This is a genomic window from Cupriavidus sp. 8B, assembly GCF_054589115.1.
This window is the reverse complement of record NZ_BAAILO010000040.1, coordinates 42,244-59,862: the sequence shown is the minus strand read 5'-3', so window position 1 is coordinate 59,862 and position 17,619 is coordinate 42,244. Positions and strand designations below refer to the sequence as shown.

Below are 17,619 nucleotides of genomic sequence, written 5' to 3'. Positions count from 1 at the left end.
GGAACAGGCAGTTGTGATAACTCAGACCCGCGATGGCCGAGACATGTTTCCAGTTGAAGTGGAACTGGATGACCGGAGTTTGACCTTTCGGAGCCCGGGTGCGCACGCGCGTGGGTCGTTCCGAGAGCCCAGACTCGTCAATGAAGACGATCAGCCGTTGCTCCCGCGTACACTTTTTTTGAGCGTGGGCCAGGTTTTTTGCTTCCACGCCAGCACCGCGTCCTCGTCGCGTTCGATAGCGCGTCGGTCTGGGCGTTGGGGCGAGAAGCCGAGCGAATCCAGAATGCGCCAGACATGGGCCTCGTTGTATGACACCCCGAAGCGTTGCTCGATGAGTAGACGCACCCGTTTGAGCGTCCACAGTTCGGTGCCAAAGCCATGCTCGGTGGGGCGCTGCGGCAAGGCACGACACAACTGCTCGCGCTGGGCATCGTCGAGCAACGACGGCCGTCCACCGGCCATGGTGCGCAGCGCATCGATGCCGCCTTCGTCCAGTCGCGCCTTCCACGTGTACACCGTCTGCCGAGCCACGCCCACCGCAGCCGCAACCTCCGCGACCGGCTTGTTCGCTAACAGCACCCGTCCAGCGCGAACCCGCTTTCTGGTCGCTTCGTCCATCTTCCCAGCCATGCAATCGACTCCCGATCAACGCCTTGATCAGATAACGCCTCAGACTCGAATCGGCTGTCATGATTTATACAAGTCTCAATAGGGTCAAGCCGGCTGGTTCCCGATACGGAAACCACGCTCAGCCTCACGCCCGGCCATCCGCCGTACGTGGCCGACCAGCGCAGCCGCGCGCTGGCAGCGCGGGCGCAGGCCATCTACAAGGAAATCGACCACGATCTGACGCTGGTGCCGCAAACCGGCGGCGGCACCGACGCGGGCTACGCCGCCCGCTCGGGCAAGCCCACGGTGCTCGAGAGTTTTGGCCTGGCAGGCTTCGGCTATCACGCCCGCGACGAATACATCGAGATCGACTCGATCGTGCCGCGGCTCTACCTGGTGTCGCGCATCCTGCAGGAAATCGGGCGCAACTGATGCGCACCTGCGGATGACTGGTGGCGGCGCGCTTGTGCGTTGCCGCGCACCAGCATCAGCATCGCCCGGCATGCACAACTGCCTGCCATCACAACATCACAAGTACAACCATCCTCAACGGGAGATTTCATGCATCCATCCTTGCGCCGGCTTACCCAAGCCGCCCTGGCTGTCCTCGCCCTCGCCACCGGCAGCGCCTTCGCCGCCGATGCCCAATTGCTGGACGCGGCCCGCACCGCCGAGCCGTCGGTGATCCAGTCGCTCAAGGAGATGGTGTCGATCGAGTCCGGCAGCGCCAACGCAGCGGGCCTCGCGCAGATGGCCAGCTATACCGAAGGCCGCATGAAGGCGCTAGGCGCCAGCACCGAGCGCATTGCAGTGACCAAGGGCCCCGGCACCATGGTCAAGGGCACGCTGACCGGCACGGGCAAGCGCCGCATCATGCTGATCGCCCACATTGACACGGTATATCCGGCCAACACGCTGGCGAAGCAGCCGATCAAGCTGGACGGCAACCGCCTCTATGGCCCTGGCATCGCCGACGACAAGGGCGGCATCGCGGTGATCCTGCATTCGCTGGCCATCCTCAAGGCGGCCGGCTGGCAGGATTACGCCCAATTGACAGTGCTGTTCAACCCGGACGAAGAAGTGGGCTCGATCGGTTCCGGCGAGACCATCGCCAAGCTGGCCGACCAGCATGACGTGGTGCTGTCGTTCGAGCCGACCGCCGCCAAGGCCGTGGTCAAGGCCGAGGCCCTGCTGATGGGCGCCAGCGGCACCGCCACCGCCACCATGGAAGTCAAGGGGCGGGCCGCGCACGCCGGCGCCGCGCCAGAGCTGGGCCGCAATGCGCTGATCGAGCTGGCCTACCAGCTGCAGCAAACGCGCGACGTGGCCAAATCCGTGCCGGGCACCCAGCTCAACTGGACCACCGCCCAGGCCGGCGAGGTACGCAACCAGATTCCCGAGCGCGCCACCGCCATCGGCGACGTGCGCACAACGGTCAAGGACGGCCCGGAGAAGCTGCAGGTCGCGCTGCAAAAGAAGGCTGACGAAGGCAAGCTGGTACCCGACACGCAGACCACGGTGACCTTGGAGACCGGCCGGCCGCCGTTCGTTGCCAACGCGCGTGGCCGCGAGCTGGCGCAGCGCGCGCAAGCCATCTACGCCGAGCTCGACGGCCGCCAGCTCGCCATTGTCGAGGGCACCGGCGGCGCTACCGACGCCGGCTACGCAGGGCGCTCCGGCAAGGCCGTGGTGGTGGAGAGCTTCGGCCTGGCAGGCTTTGGCTACCACGCGCGTGACGAGTACATCGAGATCGATTCGATCGTGCCGCGGCTGTACCTGCTGACGCGCATCCTGCAGGAGATCGGGCGTAGCTGATAGTGTTTCGCCCGGTGCAGCCTGAGCCGGGTTTGCGCGCCGTGTCCAGGGCCTGCCCTCGACAGGCCAGCACGGCGCCCGGCAGCTAGCCTTCGCACCTCACCGGGGCTCTGCGCATACACAGGCTCCGCCCTATCTGCGGCATCGCGAGCGTCCATGCCGGCGCGACCGAGCACGAAGTCCTTCCCGTATATCCCCAAGGTCCGGCTGGCTGGACACGTCACGCCGGACCGCGCTGCCCCCGCACGGCGTCCGCTCAGCTCTCGCCATCTCTTCTTCGATCCAAGAAAGCAGAAAACGATCGTTAAGACGTTATGTCTTAATCGATTCGGATTTTTCCTACTTTATTCAAAGAAATTTGCCAGTCATTAGGATTAATCAATAGGAATATTCGGGGGAGCGTGGCTTCTACTGGCGTAACGAACTGCAGGCGCCGCTGGGCGGGAGCGGGCAGGCGCTGTATGCCGGGCTGGACTATGTACAGGTGTTTGGGCCGTCTACCGAGGGCCTGGTCGGTACGCAGTTGGCGGGCGCCGTGATCCGAATGCGGGGTGGGCTGGGCTCCAAGCTGGGTTCGGTGTCGTATGACTTGTTCCTCGGGACGCCGATCTATAAGCCGGCAACGTTCCATACGCCGGGAGTGACGACGGGGTTTCAACTGGTGTTTCAGTACTGAATAAGCCTTAGGTACCGTCATTGCCAAATAAAAATCTCCGGCTCGTCACAAAATTTAACGTAAATCTTCCCTCCTTTCGCTAACGTGGCGGCCTGTCAAGGGCGTCGCGATCGCACGCTTGTTCCAGCGATCCATCAGGAGCGCATTCCTGATGTCGCCCGTCTGCTCGCGCAAGCGGCTTCTACCATGATGAGCAAGGAGAAACCATGTCGTATGCATTCTGCAAATTTGCCCCGGTACTGATTGCCGTTGCCGCACTGGCTGCCTGTGGTGGAGGCGGCGATGGCGAGTCCTCCAGCGGCAACACGTCGGCCGGACAATCAGGTTCGGGCGGCACTGCTCCCGGGGAAAAACCCGCCGTCACCGACGCCGGCAGCGTTACCGCACCGTTCGTCAAGGCGGCTTCGGCTCGCTATGTCTGGAATGGCGTTGGCACGCAGAGCTACGGATCCTTGGCCGGTTTTACGCAGTCGGCCAGCGGCGCGGTAACGGTGATCAATGGCAGGAGCCTGACCGGCGACAGCACTACGCTCGATATCAATGGCGATGCTGGCTATGCACAGGGTCGCTGGACCAAGGGGGTGGTAACGAGCGGTGGCACCACCACCACGCTGGACGGGGTGTCTAACGCAGCCTACCACTACATCCTGGCCAACGATCTCGCAAGCCTGCCCGCCAGCGGCACCTATGCCTGCGGTGCGGGCCGGTTTACCGCGCCCACCTTCGTCGGCGGCACGAACGTGGGCGCCGCGGCCTTTGCAGGTACCACAAGCGGGACAGCAACGCTGTCGTTCACCGCCGACGGGGCGGCCGTTGGCGTTACGCTGACGTCGTCGGCCGGTGGGCAGCAGGGCAGCGTGAGCGGCAACGCGACGATCAAGTCGCCATCCAGTGCCAGCCTTACTGGCACCTACATCGGCGGTGGCGCGGGCACGCAACTCACGCTCGGGGATGGCGGTGGCGGCAAGGTCCTCGTCGTTGCGCCTTATCGCGTCGTGCTGGCCAATGGGGCGCTCTACCAAGGCATCGCTTCCTTCGCCTGTGCTGCGTAAGCAGCACGGACATCGGCTCAACCGGGTTTGCGGGCAGTGCCGAAGGCCTGCTCGCAACACACCAGCCAAGCCCGGGCGGCGCGCGACAAATATCCTTCCCGCCAGACCAGCCCCAATTCCCAAGTCAACTGTGGCGCAACCAGCGGCCGAATCGCCACCCGCTCCGGATCCAGCTGCCCGGCAATTGGCGCAGGCAAGATCGCCACGCCCACATCGGCCGCTACCAGCTCGCCGATAAAGTCCCATTGCCGGCTCTGACCGGCAATCTGCGGCGTAAAGCCGGCGGCTTCGCAGGCGTCCAGGATGACGCGATAGAGCACGAAGTCGTCCTCGTACATGACGAAGGGCAGGCCAGACAGATCCGCCAGCCGGACTGCGCCGGGGCGACGTGGCGCGCGCTCACGGGGAAACACGGCCACCAGCGCCTGGCGCGTCACGGTGAGGCTGGCCAGGCCCGGTATAGCTGCGGGCAGGACGGTCACGCCGAGATCCAGTTCGCCGGCGGCCACGCCCTCTTCCAGCGCGCGTCCGCCTTGTTCGCCTAGCCGCAGCTTTACTCCGGGGTACTGGCGGCGATAGGCGCCGATTACCGGGGCAAGGTAGCGGCCGGCCATGGGTGGGATGCCTACCTTCAATTCGCCGCGCGCCATGCCGTCCACCTCGGCTACCTCTTGCCGCAGGCGTGCCACTTCGGCCAGCACGGCCTGGCTGCGGGCGAAGACTACCTCGCCGGCATCGGTGAGCTGTATGGTGCGGCCTTCGCGCAGCAGCAGGGGGCCGCCGAGTTCTTCTTCCAGGCTCTTGACCATCTTGCTGATGGTCGGCTGGGTCACATGCAGGGTTTCGGCGGCGCGGGTGAAGCCGTTCTGGCGGACAACTTCCACGAAGTAGCGCAGGGCGCGGATATCCATGAGGCTGCTCCGATATGGCGTGGGTGGCGAGATTCTGGCTTGCCATTCCGATATGGCATGGAATCAATAATTTATATTCATTTTAGATATCGAAGTGCGCTTCGTACACTAGCGTCACTGCCACGCATGCCGTGGCGCCCTAGCTTGAATGTTCCCGATGCCACGCGCTGTTCCTGCCACTTCCGCTCCACCCGCTACCTTGCCGCTGCCGGCTGGGGCTCGCCTGCGCACAGGCGCCATCGCGCTGACCCAGATCGTGGCGCTATCGGCCTTGTGGCTGCTGGCCGACTGGCTGCGCGGGTGTCTGGGGCTGCCATTGCCTGCTGGTTTGCTCGGGCTGCTGGCGCTGGCGGCGTTGTTGTTCAGCGGGGCGGTGCGCGGTGGCTGGGTGCGCCGCGGGGCGGACTGGCTGCTGGGGGAGATGCTGTTGTTCTTTATCCCCGCGGTGCTGGCGGTGGTGCAGTATCCCGAGCTGGTGCGGCACCAGGGCTGGCGGATCTGCGCGATGATCGCCTTGAGCACGCTGGCGGTGATGGTGGTGACGGCGCTGGCGGTGGAGCAGGTGGTCCGACTGGAGCAACGGCTGGCGCGCCGCGCGGGCCGTGCCACCCATAACCGGCAGCAACACCATGCATGACACCATCCTGGCGGCGTTGAGCCTGGTGGCTACCGTTGCGCTCTATTACTTCAACAAGCGCCTCTATGCGCGCCGCACGCGCTTGTGGCTGATGCCGCTGCTGGCCACGCCGGTGGTACTGATCGCGCTGGTGCTGGCCGCGCATATTCCCTATCGCGACTATATTGCCGACACGCGCTGGCTGATGTGGTTGCTCGGGCCAGCCACCATCGCCTTTGCGCTGCCGATCTACGATCATCGGGCGCTGGTGCGCCAGCACTGGTTGTCGATTTCGGTTGGCGTGCTGGCGGCGGTGGTGACGTCGGTGCTGAGCTCGGTCTGGCTGGCGCGCGGCTTTGGCTTGTCGGTGATGTTGCAGAAGGGGCTGGCGGTGCGCTCGGTGACCACGCCGTTTGCCGTGGATGCGGTGCGCGCGCTGGGCGGGCCGCCCGATCTTGCCGCGATCTTTGTGGTCATCACCGGGCTGACGGGCATGGCGATCGGCGAGACCGTGCTGGCGTGCCTGCCGTCGGTGCGCAGCCGGCTGGCGCAAGGGGCTATCTTCGGCGCTGCTGCGCATGGTGCCGGCACGGCCAAGGCGCGCCAGCTTGGTGAAGTGCAGGGCGTGGTGGCGTCGCTGGTGATGATGATTGCGGGGCTGGTCAGCGTGCTGGCCGCGCCGCTGATCCGCAGCGTCTTCTTTTGAGCGAGCTTGCGTAGTACTGCGCAAGTGCTGCGCGCAATTGCGCATTGGCCTTGAGTAGTACTGCGTAGCCAGTGCCTTTCCGAACGCCTCGGGCGCAGGGTTTTTCGCGTGTGCGCCAACGCGCTTCGCGAAATTGGCGCAAAATGCCGCACTTGCGCGATGGTGCCGGCGCGCTGCAATGCGCCGTTCATCTGCACGTGGTTAGCTGTTCCTCTCGCCACGGCGTGCGCGGTGTTCCTCATCGCCGGACGTGCGCACCGCGCTCGCAAGCTTCACCGATCTCTCTCTCGTTTTTCAATAACAACATCATGCGATTACCGCTTCTCGCGCTGGCTGCCGCGGCCTTTGGCATTGGCACCACCGAATTCGTCATCATGGGGCTGTTGCCCGATGTTGCCGCCGATCTCGGCGTCTCCGCGCCGGCTGCCGGCATGCTGGTCTCGGGCTATGCCATCGGCGTGGCCGTGGGCGCGCCCATCCTGGCCATCCTGACCAGCAAGTGGCCGCGCAAGACCGCACTGGTGGGGCTGATGGGCCTGTTCATCCTCGGCAATGCGCTGTGCGCGCTGGCGCCCAACTATGCATTGCTGATGGCCGCGCGCGTGGTCACGGCGTTCTGCCATGCGGCGTTCTTCGGCATCGGCGCGGTGGTGGCGGCGGAGCTGGTCCCGCGCGACAAGCGCGCGCAGGCGGTGGCGTTGATGTTCACCGGGCTGACGGTGGCCAACGTGCTGGGCGTGCCGTTTGGCACCGCCTTTGGGCACCTGATGGGCTGGCGCTCCACGTTCTGGGCCGTCACCGTGATCGGCGTGGCCGCTGCGGCTGCGTTGGTGGCCTGGTTGCCCAAGGCCATCCCGATGCAGGCCGGCAGCATCCTGCGCGAGTTCCGCTCCATCGGCGCGGCGCAGGTGCAACTGGCGCTGCTGATCAGCACGCTGGCATCGGTCAGCATGTTCACCGTGTTCACCTACATCGCTTACATCCTGCGTGACGTAACGGGCTTCACCGCGCAGCAGGAGAGCATGGTGCTGCTGCTGTTCGGCGCGGGCATCACGGTGGGCGGCCTGGCCGGCGGCAAGCTGGCCGACTGGAGGCTGATGCCCGCGCTCGCCAGCTTGCTGGCGGCGGTGGCGGTGGTGCAACTGGTGTTCTCGTGGACCAGCCATTTTCCGGTGCCGACGCTGTTCACGCTGTTTGTCTGGGGCATGGTCAGCTTTGCCGTGGTGCCTGCCACGCAGGTGCGCGTGCTGGACAAGGCCAAGGGCGCGCCCAACCTGGCGTCCACGCTGAACCAGGGCGCGTTCAACCTGGGCAACGCCACCGGCGCGTGGCTGGGCGGGCTGATGATCAGCGCCGGCCTGCCGCTCACCCAGCTGCCGTGGCTGGGTGCGGCGGTGGCCGGGCTGGCGCTGCTGGCGGTGGGTGTGTCGGCATCGCTGGAGCGGGGCTTGCGGGTGGCGGCGTAAGTGGTGCGGTACCGGCGCCGGCGCTGTACGATAGGCAGCGCGGCGCCCGGCCCGCGACGCTTGCCCCTACGCCCATGGACTACGCACACATCCTCCAACGTATCCACCGCGACATAGCGCCCTTGCTGACCGAGGGGCGCGTAGCGGACTACATCCCCGAGCTCGGCAAGGTCCCCGCCACGCATTTCGGCATGGCGCTGGTGTTTGCCGATGGTCGCAGCCATTGCGTGGGCGACGCCGCGGTGCCGTTCTCCATCCAGAGCATCTCCAAGCTGTTTGCCTGCACGCTGGCGTTCCAGTTGCTGGGCGAGGACCTGTGGCAGCGGGTGGGGCGCGAGCCCTCCGGCAATGCCTTCAACTCGCTGGTGCAGCTGGAGTACGAGCAAGGCAAGCCGCGCAACCCGTTTATCAACGCCGGCGCGCTGGTGGTGACCGACGTGCTGTGCAGCCGCTTTGTGCAGGCGGAAACCGCGATGGTGCAGTTCATGCGCCGGCTCAGCGGCAACCCGGCGATCGACTACGACCCGCGCGTGGCGCAGTCCGAGCGCGAGCATGCGGACCGCAATCGTGCCATGGCTTATTTCATGAAGGACTTTGGCCGTCTTGAGATGCCGGTGGACAAGGTCATCGACGCTTATTGCCGCCAATGCGCCATCACCATGAGCTGCGAGGACCTGGCACGCGCGGCGCTGTTCCTGGCGCATGGCGGGGTGGTGCCGTGGAGCGGCGAGCGCGTGCTCGACGCCAGCCCCACCAAGCGCCTGTCGGCCCTGATGCTGACCTGCGGCACCTATGACGCCGCGGGCGATTTTGTCTATCGGGTGGGTTTGCCGGCCAAGAGCGGCGTGGGCGGCGGCATTGTGGCGGTACTGCCGGGCCGGTGGGCCGTGTGCGTCTGGTCGCCGGGGCTGGACCCCAGCGGAAACTCGCTAGCCGGCGTGCAGGCGCTGGAATGGCTGACCACGTTGAGCGGGCATTCGATCTTTTGATTGGGGACGGCCTTGAACGCTCAGCCCAGCATCAGCCCCGCATGCGCCAGCAAGTGGCGGAACACCGCCAGCCGGGCCTCCCCGGTTTGCGCCAGCTTGCGGCAAACGTGCAGGTGCGCCGCCCTGTCGCTGTGTTCGCGCAGGGCGTCCTTGCACTCGCGGTCCGAGATTTCCAGGTGGATGCCCGTCAGGATGGCGCAGCCCTTGCCCACGGGTGCGCTCACGATGGCGGGTGGGGTGCCTTCGAGGCCCGTGTACACCGCCAGGATCTGCGCCGCATGGTTGGCCGCGTCGTCAAAATCAAATCGGCAGCCGCCGTGGTAGTGGGCGTAAAGCGTCATCGGGGCGGCGGTCAGGCTATGGGTGGTGCGGATTTGCGCGGCTGCGGTGCTGCGCGGGGTTGCATCGTAGGCGACGCCCCCGGTGAGCTCCGGCAGCGAGCCAACCGCCACGGCATCCACGAAGCTCAGCTCGCGCGGGCCGCAGATGGCGCCTTCGGTGCCGGCGTGGAACGCGAGTTCACGGCAGGCGTAGTACGCGCCCGCGCAGATGCCCAGGTAGGCGCCGCCTTCTTCCACGAAGCGGCGGATGCGCGCATTGGGCGCGCCGTTCAGGGCGGCGCAATAGGGCAGGTCGGCACCGCCTGGCATGACAAACATGACGGCGTCGTCGAAAAGCGTCGCGTCGTTCCGGATATCGTCGGCCATGACCGCCCGGATCTCGTACGCGCCGGGCAGCAACTGCTGCCCGATCGTGCGCATCAGGCGTGCGGTCCCGTCGGAGGTGCCGGTGTCGATATAGGTCAGGATCTGGGGCTTGGACATGATGGCGGCAGTGTCGTGGCCTTCAGGCTTGCGCGCGCCGATAGAACGCCAGCCCACCTGCCAGCGCAATCAGCGTGCCGCCCGACAAGCGGTTCAGCCAGCGCATGCCGTCACCGCGAAAGGCATGCACGATTCGTGCGCCCAGCGCTGCGTAGACCAGCATGACGGCCAGGTTCAACAGGCATTGGGCCAGCGTCAGGATGGCGTACTGCGCAAGCAACGCCGCGCTCGTATCGATGAACTGGGGCAGGAAGGCCGAGATAAACAGCAGCGCCTTGGGGTTGGTCAGGGCCACCAGGAAACTGCGCGAGAACAGGACGCGGCCCCGTGCGGCAGCCGGCGTTTGCGCAGCAGCGGACTCCGCCGGCGCATCCGGTACCGTTTCCGGCTCTTTGCCTGAGCGCAGCATCTTCCACCCCACATAGGCCAGGTAGGCGGCGCCGAACCATTTGATCGCCTCGAAGGCAACTTCGGATGCGGCGATGACCGCGCCAAGCCCGGCGGCCACGGTGACGATCAGGATGATATCGGCGGCGAGAGCCCCGGCCATGCCCCAGCAAGCCTTGCGTACGCCATGCCTGGAGCCGTTGTTCAGGGCCAGCAGGACGGTCGGGCCGGGGGTGACGATGGTCACGGCCGAGGCAAAGATGAAGAGGAGCAGGGTAGGGAGCGTCATGATGCAATCTGGCAGGGCGCGCAGGCGGGAGACATAGGATGATTGCCCGCCGGGAGATTGTCCAGTGTTGGGCATGTGTGGCATTGCCCCGCCATGTGCTGCGAAATCCGCAAAAATGCAAGCCGGGATTGCACGAGATGAGCAAACATGGCCTGGTTTGATACGATGGCAGTTGGAACGCAACGGTAGCCCGCAAGCGCCATGGCGCTTGCGATGCACGCTTGAAGCAGTAGCGTTGGCCTGGCGAGGTTGCGTTCACCAATAATGCCGGGGACAGCCATGATCAAAGAATACGCGTGGAAGAAGCGGGTTTTCGAGACCCATGAAGTACAAGTGCAGGTGCGGCCGAGAACGCCCACTGTCTGGGAATACACAGTTCGGGTCTGCCGCCCGGGCACGAACATCCGGGCCGCCGGGACTTTGCTGGAATCGTCCAAGGTGACGGACCTTTTCCCAACGGCTGACGCGGCGGAGACGGCGGGTTTTGCCCACGGTGCGGAGCTGGCGAAACGGCTGGCGTAGGCTGCGGTTAAAGGCCGAAAAGCGTTCATTTGGTGCTTTTTGCCGGCTGATGGCGCAACAGTGTGACTTTTTGTGGCGGGTCGGTTGGGGCGTACTTTGCGTCGTTATACTGCGCGGGTCGTTGCAACCGCAGCGACAGGGTTTGACAGCCTGTTAAGAACGCGGACATGGGCCACTATGTGGCATTTGTCCGTCGTGCCTTTGCGCGTCCCTCTGGGCGGGCCTGGGCGGGGGAGCCTTCGAGCTCACCGGTTCATTCTTTCCGGCTGTCAACCCCGCCTTGCCCCCGCCCACCCCGGTTAGCAGCGAGGAGCGGTCTCCAATCCACGTGATAAGGAGGCACACCCATGCCCCAGTCTTCGCTCGCCCATTCCGGGCAAATCGCTTCTTCCAAGCTACCTGTCATCTGCGTACGACTGCGCGCCTCTCAGCGGAGGGCGCCCGATGCATAAGTACCCGCACTACAACATCACCGCCCAACGCGCCGGGCGCGACACCTTCCTTACGGCCCACGCCCATTCCGAAAGCCCGCTAAGCCTCGCCGCCGAAAAAACCGCGCAACTCAACGCGCTGCTTTCGGTGGCTGTCGAGAACGCTGCCGGCGGCACCTTCTGCAACTTCACCGAAGAGACACAGAGCCATCTGCTTTCGCTGGCGACCGTGCTTGCGCATGAAACGCTGGTGCTGAGTGAGTTGGCCGCGCTCGATGATAACGAGGAGGCCGGTGATGGGATGCGCGGCCCGTGACATTGATGCGGCACTTCGAGCGTATCCGGGTGACGTGACGCGGACAACGAACCGAGCGCATTCGGTTTCCGCAGGGGAGGGCAGGACCTTGCCCATGAGCCTTGCAGGAGAAGGAAGGCGCGCATCTTGACTTGGCGGCGCCGAGGAAAGTGCACTACCACACGCGTTGCCAACCGCGCGCTTGCAGCCCCAGGCGGCCATCGACTATGTTGAACCTCAAGGCCGACGTGGCCGCTTCGATGAGGAGCCATGATGAACAGGGTCATAGGACACCTGGCCGTGCTCGTTGTCCTGGGTCTGTCTGCCGCCCATGGGGCGCAGGCGTCCGACATCGACTGCAAGTCAGCGTTCGGCGCGGGATCGGTCCGCTGCGAAGATCCACACGGCAACGGGATGAGATGTGCGCTGGCCACCGGCGAGCGCCCGCGCAACAAGCACCTGGTCTGCGACAACGCGGAGCTTTCGATGCGCTACGAGCGCATCTATGCCGAACAGCAGAGGCTGCTGCGCAGCGGCGTCACCAACGAGGCTGACGTCAGCGCCTGGCGCAGCAAACGGGATGCCTGCGGCTCCGTGCGCTGTCTTGATGGCCTGTTCCATGAATGGTGGCGTTGGCGGGATGCTGCCCGCAACAGGCCTGTACGGCCCGCCGTCCCGCCACGCACGACCGTTGCGGCGCCCGTCCCGCCAAAGCAGGAGTCAACACCTCCTGCGGAGGATCGGGCGACGCCCACTCAATTGACTGCCATGCAAGAGAGCCCGCAAGCGAGCGAGCCGAAATCGACACAGACATCGACATCGACACCGACACCGACACCGACACCGACACCGACACCGACACCGCCGGCAGCTGCCGCGTTCCAGGCCTCGCCAACCTCGATCGCAACCGAGCAAGCCCCGCCCAAGCCAGACTCAGGCGCCGTGGTGTTGCCAGGCTTGCTCACAGGCTTCGCCGCCTTCGGCATCGGCACGGCCTGGCTGTGGAAACGCAAGCGCGATCGGCGCGCTTTGCCGAAACATGAACGGCGTCGGGCCATTTCCGCAGGCATGGCGATCCTCTATGGCTTGCTCATCGTGAATGTGCTGCTGTTGGCGTTCACGCTGAAGTCGAGTTAAGCACCTCTGCGCTACCGCCGCGACGTCTGCCAAGCCGCGACATCAGGTGAATGGCTGCAATGGCCGGATTCTGTTGAAATTGCTACCGCTTCGACCGATATCGAAGCCGCCTTTTCCGCCGACGCAGGCGCGCTGGATCTCGTGCTCAAGGTTATCGGTTCGGCCAAGCAATCGATCCGCGTCTCCGCCTACTGCCTTAATTTTCGCACCTGTAGCGAAGGCGCTGCTGGAAGCACGCTCGCGCGGCGTGGATGTTAGGAACGATCCTTCATGCTGGTGAGCCATCTGCACGAAGATCATTGCCCACACGAAACAAATGTAATCTTCTGTTAATGCCGCGCGCCGCAGCCCTGCTTTGAGAACTGAAGCGTCCTTCCGCTTTGGTACGATCCCGCTCTTTCCGCCAGCGCCCCGCCACTGTGAATCGCCGATATGCATCGTTGTTTTGTGAGCATTGCGCACGCTGGCTCGCCCGCGTGCAACCGCTGGCCGCCGCCGGCAGCACGATAACCGGACTCGTTTTCAACAGCGCGCTGCGCCGCCTTCGCCACCCGACGCGACGCGGCATCGCGCTGACGCTCGCCGCATTGCCAGCGCTCTTCCTGCTGTACGTGCTGGCGCTCGTGCCGTTTACGCCGGGCATCGGCGACATCCGCAAAGCCCGCGTTGATCGGCCAGCGTTGATCGTGTCGGCCGACGGCAAACTGCTCCAGGAGTTCAAACCGGTCAATCGCGAGTGGGTGTCGCTCAGGCAGATCTCGCCGTACATGGTGGATGCATTGATCGCGACCGAAGACCGCCGCTTCTACGAGCATCATGGCATCGACTGGAAGCGCACCGCGTCGGCGGCGCTGCATACGTTCTCCGGCGACCGGCAAGGTGGCTCGACGATCACGCAGCAGCTCGCGCGCAACCTGTATCCCGACGAAATCGGCCGCGCGCCGACCCTCACGCGCAAGCTCAGGGAAGCGATCACGGCGTTCAAAATCGAAGCCGTGTACAGCAAGGATCAGATCCTCGAGACGTACCTGAACACGGTGCCGTTTCTGTACAACGCCTATGGCGTGGAAATGGCCGCACGCACCTACTTCGGCAAATCGGCCGGTCAGCTTGACGTTCTTGAGAGCGCGACGCTCGTCGGCATGTTGAAGGCCAACAGCGCCTACAACCCTGTGCTCAATCCCGAGCGCGCGTTGCAGCGGCGAAACACAGTGCTCGGGCAGATGAACAAGTACGGGAAGCTCAAGCCCGATGCCTACATTTGGTCGAAGCGACAACCGCTCAACGTCGATTTCGAGTTGCAGACCGCGCCACCGGGCGCCGCGCCGCATTTTTCAGCGCAATTGCGCAAGTGGCTGATCGCATGGGCCGATCGCAACGGCTACAACATCTATACCGACGGGCTGGTCGTGCGCACGACCATCGATTCGCGTCTGCAGGCAATGGCGACGCAGGCGATGGACTGGCAGACGAACCAGTTGCAATGGATCGCGAACGGCGCATGGAACGAACGCACGGGCTGCTGGCCGGGCAACGAGCTGTTCCGGACATTTATCCGGCAGACGCCCGACTACCGCGCCGCACGCGATGCTGGCCAATCGGATCAGGCCGCGCTCAGGAAGCTCGGCACGAACCCCACGTTCGTCCGCGCGCTCTGCCGGAGCAAGACACAGATTCAGGCGGGTTTTGTCGCGATCGATCCGCGCAACGGAGATATCAAGGCATGGGTCGGCAGCCGCGACTTCAGTGACGAACCGTTCGATCACGTGCAGCAGGCCCGGCGTCAGCCGGGTTCGACGTTCAAGCCGTTCGTCTACGGCGCGGCCTTCGCGGACGGCGCGCGGCCGAGCGATACGATCGTAGACCGGAACGTCGCCATTCCACTGACAGGGCATGCGATCTGGCGGCCTACCGACGCGGAACCGCCCACTGGCCGACCGATGACGCTGCGCGACGCGCTAGTGTATTCGCGCAACCGCGTCACCGCTCAGCTCATGCAAAAGGAACGCCCCGAGAAGGTCGCACGGCTCGCGTACGCAATGGGTGTGCGCGCGAGTCCGCTCGAAGCGGTGCCGTCGCTCGCGCTCGGCACGAGCCCGGTCACGCTCAAGGAAATGGTCTCGGCGTACACCACGATCGCGAACCGGGGCGCCTATATCGAACCGCGCATGGTCACGCGCATCGAGGATCACGACGGCAAGGTGCTCGCCGAATTCGCGAGCGCATCGCCGGAACAGGCGCTGCCCGCCGGCGCAGCGCAAACGCTCGTCGACGTGATGCGCGACGTAGTTGGCCGGGGCACCGGCGCGGGCATCCGGACGCGCTTCGGGATTCGCGCCGACGTGGCCGGCAAGACGGGCACGACGCAGGACAACACGGATAGCTGGTTCATCCTGATGCATGCGCAACTGGTCGCGGGCGCGTGGGTGGGTTTCGACGATGGACGTGTGACGCTCGGCAACTATTGGGGCGAGGGCGCGCACAGCGCCCTGCCGATGGTGGGCGCGTTCTACGACATGGCGCTGCGCGCGAGAGTCATCGATCCGGATGCGCAGCTTGGCCCCGAGGCCCGGCCTCCTCGCACGGTTCATGAGCGACGGCATCGACGCTTCCTCTTCTGGAGGTTCTGATGTCGGCGCTGGCGGACGCGACATTTGCATTCGCCGGATCCGCCGACGCCGCATCGCAATCCGAGCCGGTCCATAGTCGGTATGTCAACGTTCTCCGCTGTTCCGCTGTTCCGCTGCTACGCCGCGGAGATCTGACGGATGGCTGTCTCAAAGCGTTGCCTGGCGCCCGGGCATCCTGGTAACCCGGGAAACTCCGTTTCCCCCAGCGGTCCCGCTTCGCAGACATGATTCACGCAGCATTGCACCAGATCCTGGACACTGCCTTGCCAGTCACTGGCTGTCTTGAGAGTGCTCTCGATTAGTGCAGTCATGTCCTCTGCCGTCCATGATTGCGCCCATGCCCCAGGAAAGGCGGCAATCGGCTGGCGAAGATAGAGATCAGTGTGGTTGCCGCTGCAGCCGGCACCAAAGTACCTCGCCAGATTCTTGCGCAGACGAGCGACGGCGCCCCCTTCATGGCCGCCGTAGAAGAAAAGCTTCTTGCCTGCGGCGGCCGCGAAGCCCATCTCTGCTAGCGTGCCCCGGCTCCCGCCGAAGACGACCAGGACGTCAGGTGTGACCCCATTTATCACGTTGCGCACGTTATGAGGAGCCCCTGTGTGCAGGAGCAAATGAGACGAGGAAGGCCATTCCCAGTCAACGTGCTCAGCCGGCAGGACGCCTACCGCACGCGCCACTGCAGATGTGTCCTGTGCCGCGAGCGCGCCTTGAACGGTTGCGTTCTTAACCTCACCGTCGTCCCGGTCGCCACCTCCGGTAAGCAGGATGCATCCCGCTTGGGCAACGGCACGGCCGAACTCTTGCGCCGCTCCTTTCTGATTGGCGCCGCCAATAGCCCCGATAATGACTCGCCGTTCATCCATGACGCGTCCCCCCAGAAAACTGTGTCGGCAGAGCACAGAAAGCCATTCGCCTAAAGCCACCGCGGCACATCTCGACTTTACCCGGACCGGCAATGCGTCCGCGCACGGATGTCCTGGAGAGCGGTCATAAGTCCGGCCAGGAACGGCAATGCGCAGACGCCTACTCGGAGGCGATGCTTGCGAACCGAATTGCCGCTGGTTTCCGGGCGGATGTAAGCCGTGGTCCCGATCTGGTCCCTGTGGCAAGGCTACGTTGCAGCGCACACACGCGATTGCATCCACATGCAGCAATCAAGCGTATAAATGAAGCAGGTGGACATGCCACCGCTAGGAGACAAACCATGAAATTCATGATGACCTTCCACTGGGCGCCGGATACCCAACAGCGAGCCGAAGCGATCGCGCGCTTTCAGCGCAGCGGCGGGCTCCCGCCTGATGGCGTCCGGTTGGTGGGCAGGTGGACCCGCGCCGATCTGGGGGCAGGGTTTGATCTGCTTGAAACAGACGATATGCAGAAACTCACCGAGTTCGCCTATCAGTGGAGCGATCTGATGGAGCTGGAGATCACGCCCGTGCTTGATGACGCCGAGCTGGGCGAGGTCTTTGGGCGCGTCGTGAAGTAAATTGCTCAACGCACATTCGACATCGACACTATTCGACATGAACACAACCGGGCGCGCTCGCAACCACGACCTGCGGCGCCGCGCGATTTTCGCAGCCGGGCCGGGCCGCTGGCGACGGACGATCCTGGCCTTGCTCGTTGTGCTGATCGGCTATGCCACCGCTGATCTCTTCTGGCCGTTGCATCGTGACCTCAGCCGCTTCGATCCGATTGCGACGGGGACACTCGAAACAAGGATGTGGCGCTCATACTATGACCGCCAACACGTCCCGCTCTTTCTTGAACTGGCGCAGACTCTGCGCACGCAGTATCGCCTGCCGTGGCTAAGGTCGTACGTCGGCGCTTACTACGGCGCATCGGCCGCATTCACGTTCAAGGAAGGCAAGGAGCGCAGCGATTACGCTAAAGCGTTGCCCGCACTGCAAACCTACTTCAGCCTGATCCGCAACACGGGTAACCGCGACTTCGATGTCGCGCGCACCGCCACGCTCGAACTGGAATGGTGGATCGTGCACCGGCAGCGTGAACGCTATGCGCCCGGCGCGTTGGCCAGCGCGTGCGCCGAAGCTGCGGCATCGCTGTACATGGTGTCCGCGAACTCAACACTGGAGCACGGGCGGTTGCGCGCGCAGGCGATGCTCCTTCGCGACGATCGAGAAGGCGCAGGCAGCGTCACCGACGCCGATTGGGCGAGCATCGAATCGCTATTGCACCGGAGTTATCTGTCTCTTGGCCACGCCGTTTCATCGACGAACACCGCCGCTGGCGCGCCATGAGCG

General features: G+C 64.6%; 17 protein-coding genes and 3 pseudogenes. 14 read left to right on the top strand and 6 right to left on the bottom strand.

Going from position 1 to position 17,619, the window contains the following annotated elements:
- Positions 1 to 630: pseudogene (locus tag ACYP5B_RS04675) on the bottom strand (IS630 family transposase); the annotation flags it as partial.
- A gap of 84 nt (positions 631 to 714) precedes the next feature.
- Here ACYP5B_RS04675 and ACYP5B_RS04670 point away from each other — a divergent pair.
- The 4 genes and pseudogenes from ACYP5B_RS04670 to ACYP5B_RS04655 form a co-directional block, all read left to right on the top strand.
- Positions 715 to 1,041 (top strand): annotated as a pseudogene (locus ACYP5B_RS04670) (M20/M25/M40 family metallo-hydrolase); the annotation flags it as partial.
- A gap of 129 nt (positions 1,042 to 1,170) precedes the next feature.
- Positions 1,171 to 2,424 (top strand): M20/M25/M40 family metallo-hydrolase, encoded by a 1,254-nt coding sequence (locus ACYP5B_RS04665; protein ID WP_459568732.1) that lies wholly within the window; start codon positions 1,171 to 1,173, stop codon positions 2,422 to 2,424.
- 394 nt (positions 2,425 to 2,818) lie between these two features.
- Positions 2,819 to 3,100, top strand: a pseudogene (locus tag ACYP5B_RS04660) (ShlB/FhaC/HecB family hemolysin secretion/activation protein); the annotation flags it as partial.
- A gap of 206 nt (positions 3,101 to 3,306) precedes the next feature.
- A complete protein-coding gene (locus tag ACYP5B_RS04655) occupies positions 3,307 to 4,152 on the top strand; it encodes a hypothetical protein (RefSeq protein ID WP_459568731.1) in 846 nt (281 codons plus the stop codon).
- 17 nt (positions 4,153 to 4,169) lie between these two features.
- Here the strand turns inward: ACYP5B_RS04655 and ACYP5B_RS04650 are convergent, their stop codons facing one another.
- On the bottom strand, positions 4,170 to 5,063 hold the full coding sequence (locus ACYP5B_RS04650) for a LysR substrate-binding domain-containing protein (protein ID WP_459568730.1): 894 nt from the start codon (positions 5,061 to 5,063) through the stop codon (positions 4,170 to 4,172).
- A 157-nt stretch (positions 5,064 to 5,220) separates the two neighbouring features.
- Between ACYP5B_RS04650 and ACYP5B_RS04645 the strand changes: the two genes are divergently transcribed.
- The 4 genes from ACYP5B_RS04645 to ACYP5B_RS04630 all read left to right on the top strand — a co-directional run bounded on the left by ACYP5B_RS04645 (position 5,221) and on the right by ACYP5B_RS04630 (position 8,840).
- Complete coding sequence (locus tag ACYP5B_RS04645; protein WP_459568729.1) at positions 5,221 to 5,700, top strand: CidA/LrgA family protein; 480 nt, start codon at positions 5,221 to 5,223, stop codon at positions 5,698 to 5,700.
- The gene (locus ACYP5B_RS04640) at positions 5,693 to 6,385 is read left to right on the top strand and encodes an LrgB family protein (RefSeq protein ID WP_459568727.1); all 693 of its coding nucleotides are present in this window, start codon (positions 5,693 to 5,695) and stop codon (positions 6,383 to 6,385) included. Before ACYP5B_RS04645 ends, ACYP5B_RS04640 begins: the two co-directional genes overlap by 8 nt.
- Positions 6,386 to 6,693: 308 nt before the next feature.
- Entirely contained in the window at positions 6,694 to 7,851 is a 1,158-nt protein-coding gene (locus ACYP5B_RS04635; protein ID WP_459568726.1) for an MFS transporter, read from the top strand.
- Positions 7,852 to 7,925: 74 nt separating this feature from the next.
- Positions 7,926 to 8,840 carry a glutaminase gene (locus ACYP5B_RS04630; RefSeq protein WP_318235540.1) on the top strand — a complete coding sequence of 305 codons (915 nt, stop codon included), beginning with the start codon at positions 7,926 to 7,928 and terminating at the stop codon, positions 8,838 to 8,840.
- A 20-nt stretch (positions 8,841 to 8,860) separates the two neighbouring features.
- Here the strand turns inward: ACYP5B_RS04630 and ACYP5B_RS04625 are convergent, their stop codons facing one another.
- Both ACYP5B_RS04625 and ACYP5B_RS04620 read right to left on the bottom strand, forming a co-directional pair.
- The gene (locus ACYP5B_RS04625; RefSeq protein ID WP_459568725.1) at positions 8,861 to 9,664 is read right to left on the bottom strand and encodes a BPL-N domain-containing protein; all 804 of its coding nucleotides are present in this window, start codon (positions 9,662 to 9,664) and stop codon (positions 8,861 to 8,863) included.
- Between the two features lie 22 nt (positions 9,665 to 9,686).
- On the bottom strand, positions 9,687 to 10,340 hold the full coding sequence (locus ACYP5B_RS04620) for a LysE family translocator (RefSeq protein ID WP_459568724.1): 654 nt from the start codon (positions 10,338 to 10,340) through the stop codon (positions 9,687 to 9,689).
- A 279-nt stretch (positions 10,341 to 10,619) separates the two neighbouring features.
- Here ACYP5B_RS04620 and ACYP5B_RS04615 point away from each other — a divergent pair, with 279 nt between their 5' ends.
- The 3 genes from ACYP5B_RS04615 to ACYP5B_RS04605 all read left to right on the top strand — a co-directional run bounded on the left by ACYP5B_RS04615 (position 10,620) and on the right by ACYP5B_RS04605 (position 12,725).
- Entirely contained in the window at positions 10,620 to 10,862 is a 243-nt protein-coding gene (locus ACYP5B_RS04615; RefSeq protein WP_150990685.1) for a hypothetical protein, read from the top strand.
- 444 nt (positions 10,863 to 11,306) lie between these two features.
- Positions 11,307 to 11,609 carry a hypothetical protein gene (locus ACYP5B_RS04610; protein ID WP_459568723.1) on the top strand — a complete coding sequence of 101 codons (303 nt, stop codon included), beginning with the start codon at positions 11,307 to 11,309 and terminating at the stop codon, positions 11,607 to 11,609.
- A 249-nt stretch (positions 11,610 to 11,858) separates the two neighbouring features.
- Positions 11,859 to 12,725 (top strand): GntR family transcriptional regulator, encoded by an 867-nt coding sequence (locus ACYP5B_RS04605; protein WP_459568722.1) that lies wholly within the window; start codon positions 11,859 to 11,861, stop codon positions 12,723 to 12,725.
- A 42-nt stretch (positions 12,726 to 12,767) separates the two neighbouring features.
- On the opposite strand, the gene ACYP5B_RS04600 is transcribed toward ACYP5B_RS04605, so the two are convergent.
- A complete protein-coding gene (locus ACYP5B_RS04600; protein WP_459568736.1) occupies positions 12,768 to 13,187 on the bottom strand; it encodes a hypothetical protein in 420 nt (139 codons plus the stop codon).
- On the opposite strand from ACYP5B_RS04600, the gene ACYP5B_RS04595 reads away from it, so the two are divergent.
- On the top strand, positions 13,166 to 15,355 hold the full coding sequence (locus ACYP5B_RS04595; protein ID WP_400100360.1) for a penicillin-binding protein 1A: 2,190 nt from the start codon (positions 13,166 to 13,168) through the stop codon (positions 15,353 to 15,355). The genes ACYP5B_RS04600 and ACYP5B_RS04595 overlap by 22 nt on opposite strands.
- 116 nt (positions 15,356 to 15,471) lie before the next feature.
- Here ACYP5B_RS04595 and ACYP5B_RS04590 read toward each other — a convergent pair whose 3' ends face one another.
- A complete protein-coding gene (locus ACYP5B_RS04590; protein ID WP_459568721.1) occupies positions 15,472 to 16,218 on the bottom strand; it encodes an SLOG cluster 4 domain-containing protein in 747 nt (248 codons plus the stop codon).
- Positions 16,219 to 16,559: 341 nt separating this feature from the next.
- Between ACYP5B_RS04590 and ACYP5B_RS04585 the strand changes: the two genes are divergently transcribed.
- Both ACYP5B_RS04585 and ACYP5B_RS04580 read left to right on the top strand, forming a co-directional pair.
- Positions 16,560 to 16,841, top strand: coding sequence for a DUF3303 domain-containing protein (locus ACYP5B_RS04585; protein WP_400100364.1), 282 nt, complete (start codon positions 16,560 to 16,562; stop codon positions 16,839 to 16,841).
- Positions 16,842 to 16,878: 37 nt separating this feature from the next.
- A complete protein-coding gene (locus tag ACYP5B_RS04580) occupies positions 16,879 to 17,616 on the top strand; it encodes a hypothetical protein (RefSeq protein WP_459568720.1) in 738 nt (245 codons plus the stop codon).
- The last annotated feature ends 3 nt before the right edge of the window (positions 17,617 to 17,619 follow it).